This window comes from Pseudomonadota bacterium (genome assembly GCA_026388215.1).
Classification (GTDB): Bacteria; Desulfobacterota; Syntrophorhabdia; order Syntrophorhabdales; family Syntrophorhabdaceae; genus JAPLKF01.
Window position 1 is genome coordinate 1 of the sequence record JAPLKF010000149.1, and the last position, 1536, is coordinate 1536.

Here is a 1536-nt window from a genome sequence, read left to right on the forward strand (position 1 = left end):
TTGCAACAAACAGTAGACAATATTTAAAAAAAGGAATTTTTGCCTGACATATAAGCAAGGAATACAAAAAGATATGAAATCAGAATCATCAGGATCGGAGAAACAAGCAGCACTTAAATTTATTGGAAGGGCTTTTCATTACAGGAATTACAGGCTTTTTTTCGGGGGACAGGGTCTCTCTCTGATCGGAACGTGGATGCAGCAGATAGCCATGAGCTGGCTTGTTTACCGTTTGACTAACTCTGCTTTTCTCCTTGGTTTTATTGGTTTTACCGGCCAGATTCCCACATTTATCTTTTCATCCTTTGCCGGAGTTTTTGCTGACAGGCTGGATCGCCGCAAGCTGCTTCTTGCAACACAGACGCTTGCCATGATACAGGCCTTTTTACTGGCATTTCTCACATTAACCGGTACTATCGCAGTCTGGCATTTAATTGTTTTAAGCATATTTCTTGGTTTCATCAATGCATTTGACATGCCTACCCGGCAATCCTTTGTTGTAGATATAGTTGAAAATAAAGCGGATCTGGGAAATGCTATTGCCCTTAATTCCTTTATGTTCAATGGTGCGAGACTGGTAGGTCCTTCTATTGCGGGTCTCTTGATCGGCATTGTAGGTGAAGGCCTTTGTTTCCTCCTGAATGCGATAAGCTTCCTTGCCATTATTTTCGCTTTATTGGCTATGAACATTCCGAAAATAAGGAGAAAAACTCAATCCGTTCCTGTCCTTAAGGAGTTAAAAGAGGGATATAGATATGCCTTCGGGTTTGCACCAATTAGATATATTATTCTGTTGTTAGGTCTCATAAGTTTAATGGGAATGCCTTACCTTGTTCTTATGCCTATTTTTGCAAGAGACATCCTTCATGGAGGACCACATACCCTTGGCTTTCTTATGGGCGCTTCAGGTATCGGTGCTCTTGCGGGCGCGATCTATCTTGCATCACGCAAAACCGTACTCGGCCTGGGGAGGCTCATCGTTATTGCTTCAAGCACATTTGGCGTAGGGCTCATTGCCTTTTCCTTTTCCCGTTATATCCAGCTCTCCCTTTGCATGATGCTCTTGATCGGATTCGGTATGATCGTGCAAATGGCCTCGAGCAACACGATTTTGCAGACTATTGTCGATGAGGATAAACGGGGCCGTATCATGAGTTTTTATGCCATGGCATTTATGGGGATGGCCCCCTTCGGAAGCCTTATTATAAGCGGAGCTGCTTGCATTATCGGTTCTCTACTCTTCTTTACAAAACTTCCACTGATACGGAAAATTGTCCGACCAATTTACTTACAGATGGGCATTATAAGGGAAATGCCAACAGAGCTCCAGTAGAAATAACAAATGGGGTTGTCAAATGAAAACTGGTATTATATCGGATTTGGGACACTGCTGATGAATAGAAGGGAAATTTTTGCAAAAACAATCCTCACAAGAACACGTATTGAAGGATATGACTACTGTATCAACCCCTATGTAGGGTGCGAACACGGTTGCAGGTACTGCTATGCGAGCTTTATGAAACGGTTCACAGGGCA

At 42.8% G+C, this 1536-nt stretch carries 1 protein-coding gene; it reads left to right on the forward strand.

Translation table 11 applies throughout. From position 1 onward, the window contains the following. Positions 1-73: 73 nt before the first annotated feature. Complete coding sequence (locus tag NTU69_08790; protein ID MCX5803607.1) at positions 74-1333, forward strand: MFS transporter; 1260 nt, start codon at positions 74-76, stop codon at positions 1331-1333. Positions 1334-1536: the final 203 nt, after the last annotated feature.

Bases quoted from the DNA above. Each gene is read 5' to 3' on its own strand.
- NTU69_08790 (MCX5803607.1), top strand. From the start codon at position 74: ATGAAATCAGAATCATCAGGATCGGAGAAACAAGCAGCACTTAAATTT.